The organism is Halomonas sp. BC04 (assembly GCF_000568385.1).
This window is the reverse complement of the sequence record NZ_AZQX01000365.1, coordinates 19,601-28,387: the sequence shown is the minus strand read 5'-3', so window position 1 is coordinate 28,387 and position 8,787 is coordinate 19,601. Positions and strand designations below refer to the sequence as shown.

Sequence of the window (8,787 nt, the reverse complement as noted above, 5' to 3'; positions counted from 1 at the left end):
CATCGAGCCAGCGGTCGATCAGCTGGTGAACGCCACCCCAGCGCTCCCGGCATTCTTGCAATCTTCCAGCATGTCCGCCTCCTTCCCTTGTGAAGCCGGGGCCATTCCGACCCGAAAGGACAGACTCACCCGAGCCAGGCTCGCTGTCAATCCTGGGCCGACAGGAATCCCGGGCAATAATCATTCAAGCAAGAAACTTCAATCTTGAAATTTCATGCTTGAACTATCTCCACGGACGACCTAGTCTCAAGGCAACAATGATAACCGGCGGAAGATCACACCCCATGAGAATTGCCTGTCTCGGCGGGGGCCCGGCAGGGCTCTACTTCGCCATCAGCATGAAGCTGCACGACCCCGCGCATGAGATCGTGGTGCTCGAGCGCAATCGCCCCGACGACACCTTCGGCTGGGGCGTTGTCCTCTCCGACGAGACCCTGGACAACCTGGCGCGCAACGATGCGGTGAGCGCCGAACGCATCCGCGAGCACTTCGCCTACTGGGACGATATCGCGGTGGTCCACGACGGCGTGAAAACCGTCTCCACCGGCCACGGCTTCTGTGGCATCGGTCGTCACAAGCTGCTGGTATTGCTCCAGCAGCGCGCCCGGGAGCTCGGCGTCGAGCTGCGCTTCGAAAGCGACATTCCCGAGGAGCGCATCGATGACCTGCGACGCGAGTTCGATCTGGTGCTGGCCGCCGACGGCCTCAACTCGCGCACCCGGCAGCACTATGCCGAGCACTTCAAGCCCGATATCGAAGTGCGCGCCTGCAAGTTCGTCTGGCTCGGCACCCGCCAGACCTTCAATGACGCCTTCACCTTCCTCTTCGAGAAGACCGAGCACGGCTGGGTATGGGCCCACGCCTACCAGTTCGACGCCGACACCGCGACCTTCATCGTCGAGTGCAGCGAAGCCACCTGGCAGGCCTTCGACTTCGGCGAGCTGAGCCAGCAGGAGTCCATCGCCGTGTGCGAGCGAATCTTCGCCCGCCACCTCGGCGGTCACTCGTTGATGACCAATGCCAACCATATCCGCGGCTCCGCCTGGATCAACTTCCCCCGGGTACTGTGCGAACGCTGGAGCGTCGATAACGTGGTGCTGATGGGCGACGCCGCCGCCACCGCCCACTTCTCCATCGGCTCGGGCACCAAGCTGGCACTGGAGAGCGCCATCGCCCTGGCGGAGTACCTGCACAGCGAGCCCGACATGGCCAGCGCCTTCGCCCGCTACGAGGAGGAGCGCCGCACCGAGGTGCTGCGCCTGCAGTCGGCGGCGCGCAACTCCACCGAGTGGTTCGAGCAGGTGGAGCGCTATCTGGACCTGGACCCGGTGCAGTTCAACTACTCGCTGCTGACCCGCTCCCAGCGCATCAGTCACGAGAACCTGCGCCTGCGCGACCCGGCGTGGCTCGCCAGCGCCGAGCGCTGGTTCCAGGCCCAGGCGGGCAACCCGGAAAGCGACCGGGCGCCGATGTTCGCCCCCTTCACGCTGCGCGACATGACGCTCGCCAACCGAGTGGTGGTCTCGCCCATGGCCCAGTACAAGGCGGTGGACGGCTGCCCCACCGACTGGCACTTCGTGCACTACGCCGAGCGGGCCAAGGGCGGCGCCGGACTGGTCTACACCGAGATGACCTGCGTCTCGCCCCAGGGGCGCATCACCCCGGGCTGCCCCGGTTTCTATGCACCCGAGCACGAGGCGGCCTGGAAGCGACTGTGCGACTTCGTCCACGCCGAGACGTCGGCGAAACTGTGCGCCCAGATCGGCCACTCGGGCCCCAAGGGCTCGACCCAGCTCGGCTGGCAGGAAATGGATGCCCCGCTCCCCGAAGGCAATTGGCCGATCCTGGCCGCCTCCGCCGTGCCCTGGTCCGAGCGTAACCAGGTGCCCAAGGCCATGGACCGCACCGGCATGGAGCGCGTGCGCGACGAATTCGTCGCTGCCGCCGAGATGGCCGAGCGCGCCGGCTTCGACATGCTCGAGGTGCACGCCGCCCACGGCTACCTGCTGTCGTCGTTCATCACCCCGCTGACCAACCGCCGCGACGACGAGTACGGCGGTTCGCTGGAGAACCGCATGCGCTACCCGCTGGAGGTGATCCGCGCGGTGCGCCAGGCGTGGCCGACCCACAAGCCGCTGTCGGTGCGCATCTCGGCCAACGACTGGGTCGGCGACGAGGGCGTCACGCCCTTTGATGCCGTCAAGATCGCCCGCCTGCTCAAGGCCGCCGAGGTGGACATCGTCGACGTCTCCGCCGGGCAGACCTCGACCCGGGCCAAGCCGATGTACGGACGCATGTTCCAGACGCCCTTCTCCGACCGCATCCGCAACGAGACCGGCATGGCCACCATGGCGGTGGGCAACATCTACCAGGCCGACCACGTCAACTCGATCCTGATGGCCGGCCGCGCCGACCTGGTGTGCCTGGCCCGCCCGCACCTGGCCGACCCCTACTGGACCCTGCATGCCGCGGCGGGCCTCGGCGACAGCCAGTGCGACTGGCCGCTGCCCTACGGCCCCGGCCGCGACCAGCTCCAGCGTCTGGCCGAGCGTGGCGAGGGGTGGACATGAACATGAGCGTGGGCCACTTGAACGCCAAGCGGGTGGTCATTACCGGCGGCGGCAGCGGCATCGGTGCCGACATGGCGCTGGCCTTCGCCGAGGCGGGGGCCGAGATCACCATCACCGGGCGGCGAGCCGCAGCGCTCGAAACTATGGCCGAGCGCCACCCTGGCATTTCCCCCGCCGTGGTCGATGTCACCGACGAGGACGCCATGGTGGCGCTGTTCGAACGGCTGGGCGAAGTGGATATCATCATCGCCAATGCCGGGGCCGCCGAGAGCGCGCCACTCTCGCGCACCTCCCTGGCCCAGTGGCAGCGCATGCTCGACGTCAATCTCACCGGCGTTTTCCTGACCCTGCGCGAAGGACTGCGCCACCTCAATGACGGCGGCCGACTGATTGCCGTCTCCTCCACCGCCGGGCTCAAGGGCTACGCCTATGTGGCACCCTACTGCGCCGCCAAGCACGGGGTGATAGGGCTGGTACGTGCACTGGCCCGGGAAACCGCCGGCCGTGACATCACCGTCAACGCGCTCTGCCCCGGCTTCACCGATACGCCACTGCTGGAAGCCAGCATCGCCAGGGTGGTCGACAAGACCGGCCAGAGCGCGGAGCAGGCGCGAACGCATTTTCAGCAGACCAACCCCGGCGGCCGGCTGATCCGGCCCGCGAGGTGACCGCCACGGCCATGTGGCTATGCGGCCCCGACAGCGGCGCCATTACCGGTCAGGCGATCTCGATCTCGGGAGGTGAGGCATGAGTGCCGAATTCCCATCAGTGCAGCCGGCAACGCCTGGTGGCGAGTCTCTGAGCAAGGAGTCCCTTAGCAAGGAGCGCCTGCGGCTATGGCTGCGCATGCTGCGGGTTACCCGCCAGGTCGAGGCGGAGCTGCGCGAACGGTTGCGCCTGGAGTACGACTCCACTCTCCCCCGCTTCGACGTCATGGCGGCACTCTTCCGCGACCCGGAGGGCCTGAAGATGAACGAGCTGTCGAAGCGGCTGCGGGTCTCCAACGGCAACGTCACCGGCATCGTCGAGCGCCTTGTCGAGGATGGCCTGGTCGAGCGCATCGCCATCGCGGGCGACCGCCGCGCCACCCTGGTGCGGCTCACCGCAGCCGGGCGCGCCACCTTCTCCGAGATGGCCGTGGCACACGAAGGCTGGGTCAATGCCCTGCTCGACGGCGTCACCCAAGACGATGCCCACCATATCGGCGAGCTGCTCCACGGCTTGCCGGCCGATACGGGAGAAAGACAATGAAACTGGCTGACCTGACGCCACGACACTTCCTCTGGCGCATGGAGGGCGAGGTCGCCGTCATTCGCCTGAACCGCCCGGAGCGCAAGAATCCGCTCACCTTCGACAGCTACGCCGAGCTGCGGGACACCTTTCGCGACCTGGCCTATGCCGAGGACGTCAAGGCGGTGGTGTTCGCCGCCAACGGCGACAACTTCTGCTCCGGCGGTGATGTCCACGAAATCATCGCACCACTGGTCGATAGCGACATGAAGGAGCTGCTGGCCTTCACCCGCATGACCGGCGACCTGGTCAAGGCGATGATCCACTGCACCAAGCCGGTGATCGCCGCCGTGGATGGCATCTGCGTCGGTGCCGGGGCCATCATCGCCATGGCCTCGGACATCCGCTTCGCCACGCCCCGGGCCAGCACCGCCTTCCTCTTCACCCGCGTGGGCCTGGCCGGCTGCGACATGGGCGCCTGCGCCATGCTGCCGCGGATCATCGGCCAGGGGCGTGCCGCCGACCTGCTCTATAGCGGGCGCAGCATGAGCGCCGAAGAGGGGCACCAGTGGGGCTTCTACAACCGGCTGGTCGAGCCCGAAGCACTGGAGGCCGAAGCCATCGCCTACGCCACCCGCCTGGCCAACGGCCCCACCTTCGCCCACGGCATCACCAAGACCCAGCTCAACCAGGAGTGGTCGATGAGCCTCGACCAGGCCATCGAATCCGAGGCCCAGGCCCAGGCGATCTGCATGCAGACCCGGGACTTCGAGCGTGCCTATCGCGCCTTCGCCGCCAAACAGAAGCCGGTCTTCGAGGGGGATTGATGAGCGACACGAGTTTTCTTCACTGGCCCTTCTTCGAGCCACGCCATCGGGACCTGGCCGAGCGGCTGGAGGGGTGGTGCCGGGCCGAGCTGCCCCGCGACCACGCCGATGTGGATGCCACCTGCATCCGCCTGGTGCGCGACCTGGGCCGGGCGGGCTTCCTCGAGGGTACCGCCGGTGACGCCATCGACGTGCGCAGCCTCTGCCTGATCCGCGAGACCCTGGCCCGCCACGACGGCCTGGCCGACTTCGCCTTCGCCATGCAGGGCCTGGGCACCGGGGCTATCAGCCTGTTCGGCAGCACCGAGCAGAAGGCGTGGCTGGAGAAGACCCGCCGCGGCGAGGCGCTCTCCGCCTTTGCCCTCAGCGAGCCGCGCTCCGGCTCCGACGTGGCCCAGCTCGATACCACCGCCGAGCGCGACGGCGACGGATACCGGCTCAACGGCGAGAAGACCTGGATCTCCAACGGCGGCATCGCCGACTTCTACACGGTGTTCGCCCGTACCGGCGAAGGCCCGGGCGCCAAGGGGCTCTCGGCGTTCCTGGTACCCGCCGACACCCCCGGGCTCGAGATCCGCGAGCGACTGGAGACCATCGCCCCGCACCCCCTGGCGCGGCTTGGCTTCAATGACATGCACCTGCCGGCGAGCGCATTGATCGGCCAGCCCGGCCAGGGCTTTCGCATCGCCATGTCGGTGCTCGATGTCTTCCGCTCCACCGTGGGCGCCGCCGCCCTGGGCTTCGCTCGCCGTGCGCTGGATGAGTCGCTGAACCGTGCCAGGAGCCGCGAGCTGTTCGGCGCCAGCCTGGCCGACCTGCAGATGGTCCAGGGCCACCTGGCCGAGATGGCACTGGATGTGGACGCCGCGGCGCTGCTGGTCTACCGCGCCGCCTGGACCAAGGACATGGGGGCCGCACGGGTCACCCGCGAGGCGGCCATGGCCAAGCTGTTTGCCACCGACCGTGCCCAGGGCGTCATCGACAAGGCGGTACAGCTGCATGGCGGCGACGGCGTGCGCAAGGGCCACATCGTAGAAAGCCTCTACCGCGAGATTCGCGCCCTGCGCATCTACGAGGGCGCCTCTGACGTCCAGAAGATCGTCATCGCGCGCACTACTCTCGCCAATCATCTCGCCGACCATCTCGCTGCCGAGGGCAACCCGACGACACGACAATAACGACGACGAAACGCCAGATACCGTATCCCCTGTCGACGCCGTTGACCGGCGCCGAACAATAACAACACGCTGTACGGAGAATGGTCATGCTGACACCATCGGCACACGCCGATACCTTCGCCCGGGACAACCTGCCGCCGGCGGAGCAGTATCCGGCGCTATTACTCGACGGCTTCGACTACCCCGCCCGTCTCAATGCGGGGGTGGAGCTCTGCGATCGACTGGTCGAGCAAGGGCACGGCGACCGTGTCGCCCTCATCGGCAACGGTCGAAAGCGCACCTATCGTGAACTTGCCGAGTGGACCAATCGCCTGGCCCATGCCCTGGTGGAGGAGCTCGGTGTGCGACCGGGCAACCGGGTGCTGATCCGCTCGGCCAACAACCCGGCCATGGTCGCCTGCTGGCTGGCCGCCACCAAGGCCGGCGCCGTGGTGGTCAATACCATGCCGATGCTGCGTGCCGGCGAGCTGGGGCAGATCGTCGACAAGGCCCAGGTATCGCTGGCCCTGTGCGACAGCCGCCTGCTCGATGAGATGGAAGCCTGTGCGGAAAAGAGCGACTTCCTCCAGCGGGTCGTCGCCTTCGATGGCACCGCCAACCATGATGCCGAACTCGACCGCCTGTCGCTGGACAAGCCCTCCGACTTCGAGGCGGTGGCCACCGCCGCCGACGACGTGGCCCTGCTCAGCTTCACCTCCGGCACCACCGGCAAGCCCAAGGCCACCATGCACTTTCACCGTGACCTGCTGATCATCGCCGACGGCTACGCCAGGGAAGTGCTGCAGGTGACGCCGGAAGACGTCTTCGTCGGCTCGCCGCCGCTAGCCTTCACCTTCGGCCTGGGCGGCCTGGCGATCTTCCCGCTGCGTTTCGGTGCCACGGCGGTACTGCTGGAACGCGCCTCGCCACCCCTCATGCTGGATATCATCCGCGAGCATCGCGCCACCGTGGTGTTCACCGCCCCCACCGCCTACCGCACCATGCTCGCCTCGCCGGAGAGTGGCCGTGAACTGGAGAGCCTGCGCCTGGCGGTCTCGGCCGGAGAAACCCTGCCACCACCGATCTACCATGAGTGGGTCGAAAAGACCGGCACGCCGATCCTCGACGGCATCGGTGCCACGGAGCTGCTGCATATCTTCATCTCCAACCGTCTTGACGATCACCGTCCGGCCTGCACCGGCAAGCCGGTGACGGGTTACGAAGCCCGTGTGGTGGATATCGACATGAACGAACTGCCCCGGGGCGAAGTGGGCCGTCTGGCGGTTCGCGGCCCCACCGGCTGTCGCTACCTGGACGATGCCCGCCAGTCGGGTTATGTCCAGGATGGCTGGAACATCACCGGCGACGCCTTCTATCAGGACGAAGCGGGTTATTTCCACTTCGCTGCCCGTAACGACGACATGATCGTCTCAGCCGGCTACAACATCGCCGGCCCCGAGGTCGAGGCGGCGTTGCTGGCCCATGATCACGTGCAGGAGTGCGCCGTGATCGGCGCACCGAATGGGGACCGTGGGCAGATCGTCGAGGCCTTCGTGGTACTGTCTGACGAGATCGAGCCGGACGAGACTTGCGCGCAACGCCTGCAGGACTTCGTCAAGCAGGCCATTGCGCCCTACAAGTACCCCCGCTCGATCCGTTTCGTCGAGGAACTGCCCAAGACCGCCACCGGAAAGATCCAGCGCTTCCGGTTGCGACAGGAGCACTACCCGAGCGACGGCTAGCCCGGTCCTCGGCGACAGCGAGTAACAAGCAACGAAGGACACAACGAATCAGAGCGCAGCAAGACCAACAACAAGCAATGACGCATAGAGGAATGATCCCCATGAAGACAATTGCCAGCCTCGGCCTCGGCCTGCTGATGACCTCCGCCCTCACGGCGGCCCAGGCCGACGACGTCAAGATCGGCATGATCACCACCCTGTCCGGTGGCGGCTCCCACCTGGGCGTCGATGTCCGTGACGGCTTCATGCTCGCCATCGAGCAGTCGGGCCGGGATGACGTCGAGGTCCTGATCCAGGACGACGCCAACCGCCCCGATCTGGCCAGAAGCCTCTCCGACGAATTCATGCAGCGCGACAACGTCGACATCCTGACCGGGCTCATCTGGTCCAACCTGGCCATGGCGGTGGTACCCGCCGCCGTGCGCCAGGGCACCTTCTACATCTCGCCCAACGCAGGTCCCTCCGCCCTGGCCGGCCGCCAGTGCCACGAGAACTACTTCAACGTCGCCTGGCAGAACGACAACCTGCACGAGGCCATGGGCGCCTACATGAGAGAACAGGGCTTCGAGCGGCCGATCCTGCTGGCCCCCAACTACCCGGCCGGCACCGATGCCCTGGCCGGCTTCAAGCACCGCTATGAAGGCGAGGTGGTCGACGAGATCTATACCCAGATGGGCCAGAACGACTACGCCGCCGAGATCGCCCAGATCCGTGCCAGCGATGCCGACAGCCTGTTCTTCTTCCTGCCCGGCGGGATGGGCATCTCGTTCATGAAGCAGTACGAGAACTCCGGCGTGGAACTGCCGCTGTTCGGTGCCGCCTTCTCCTTCGACGAGATCATCATCCAGGCCGTGGGCAGCGCCGCCATCGGTACCATGAACACCTCCCAGTGGGCCTATGACCTGGACAATGATACCAACCGCGCCTTCGTCGACAGCTTCCGCGAAGCCTATGAGCGCACCCCGACCCTCTACGCCTCCCAGGGTTTCGACACGGCCAACCTGATCCTCAGCGCCCTCGACAAGGCCCACCCGAGTGACCAGGACGCCTTCCGCGAGGCCCTTCGCGAAGCCGACTTCGCCTCGGTGCGCGGCAAGTTCCGCTTCGGTGACAACCACCACCCAATCCAGGACATCTACGTCCGCGAGGTGGTCGAGGGTGACAACGGCCAGCCCACCAACCGCCTCGTCGGCCTGGCCATCGAAGATATCCAGGACGTCTACGCCGCCGACTGCCAGATGTAAGTCACAGGCGCCGGGCC

7 protein-coding genes and 1 pseudogene are annotated in these 8,787 nt (G+C 66.6%); 7 read left to right on the top strand and 1 reads right to left on the bottom strand.

All coding sequences use genetic code 11. From position 1 onward, the window contains the following. Nucleotides 1-72, bottom strand: a pseudogene (locus tag Q427_RS36555) (Rsd/AlgQ family anti-sigma factor); the annotation flags it as partial. Nucleotides 73-284: 212 nt separating this feature from the next. Between Q427_RS36555 and Q427_RS24720 the strand changes: the two are divergent. From Q427_RS24720 to Q427_RS24690, 7 genes are all read left to right on the top strand, one after another. After that, nucleotides 285-2,570: a bifunctional salicylyl-CoA 5-hydroxylase/oxidoreductase gene (locus tag Q427_RS24720; protein ID WP_043517991.1), complete on the top strand. Its 2,286-nt coding sequence runs from the start codon at nucleotides 285-287 to the stop codon at nucleotides 2,568-2,570. Nucleotides 2,571-2,572: 2 nt separating this feature from the next. Further along, complete coding sequence (locus Q427_RS24715) at nucleotides 2,573-3,238, top strand: SDR family NAD(P)-dependent oxidoreductase (protein WP_231613906.1); 666 nt, start codon at nucleotides 2,573-2,575, stop codon at nucleotides 3,236-3,238. 79 nt (nucleotides 3,239-3,317) lie between these two features. Then, complete coding sequence (locus tag Q427_RS24710; RefSeq protein WP_051496679.1) at nucleotides 3,318-3,821, top strand: MarR family winged helix-turn-helix transcriptional regulator; 504 nt, start codon at nucleotides 3,318-3,320, stop codon at nucleotides 3,819-3,821. Then, a complete protein-coding gene (locus Q427_RS24705) occupies nucleotides 3,818-4,627 on the top strand; it encodes an enoyl-CoA hydratase family protein (protein ID WP_043517989.1) in 810 nt (269 codons plus the stop codon). The genes Q427_RS24710 and Q427_RS24705 overlap by 4 nt, the downstream gene beginning before the upstream one ends. Then, complete coding sequence (locus Q427_RS24700; protein ID WP_051496678.1) at nucleotides 4,627-5,805, top strand: acyl-CoA dehydrogenase family protein; 1,179 nt, start codon at nucleotides 4,627-4,629, stop codon at nucleotides 5,803-5,805. Before Q427_RS24705 ends, Q427_RS24700 begins: the two co-directional genes overlap by 1 nt. Nucleotides 5,806-5,891: 86 nt before the next feature. Then, nucleotides 5,892-7,526 (top strand): benzoate-CoA ligase family protein, encoded by a 1,635-nt coding sequence (locus Q427_RS24695; RefSeq protein ID WP_043517988.1) that lies wholly within the window; start codon nucleotides 5,892-5,894, stop codon nucleotides 7,524-7,526. 101 nt (nucleotides 7,527-7,627) lie between these two features. Then, nucleotides 7,628-8,770: an ABC transporter substrate-binding protein gene (locus tag Q427_RS24690; protein ID WP_043517986.1), complete on the top strand. Its 1,143-nt coding sequence runs from the start codon at nucleotides 7,628-7,630 to the stop codon at nucleotides 8,768-8,770. Nucleotides 8,771-8,787 lie beyond the last annotated feature (17 nt).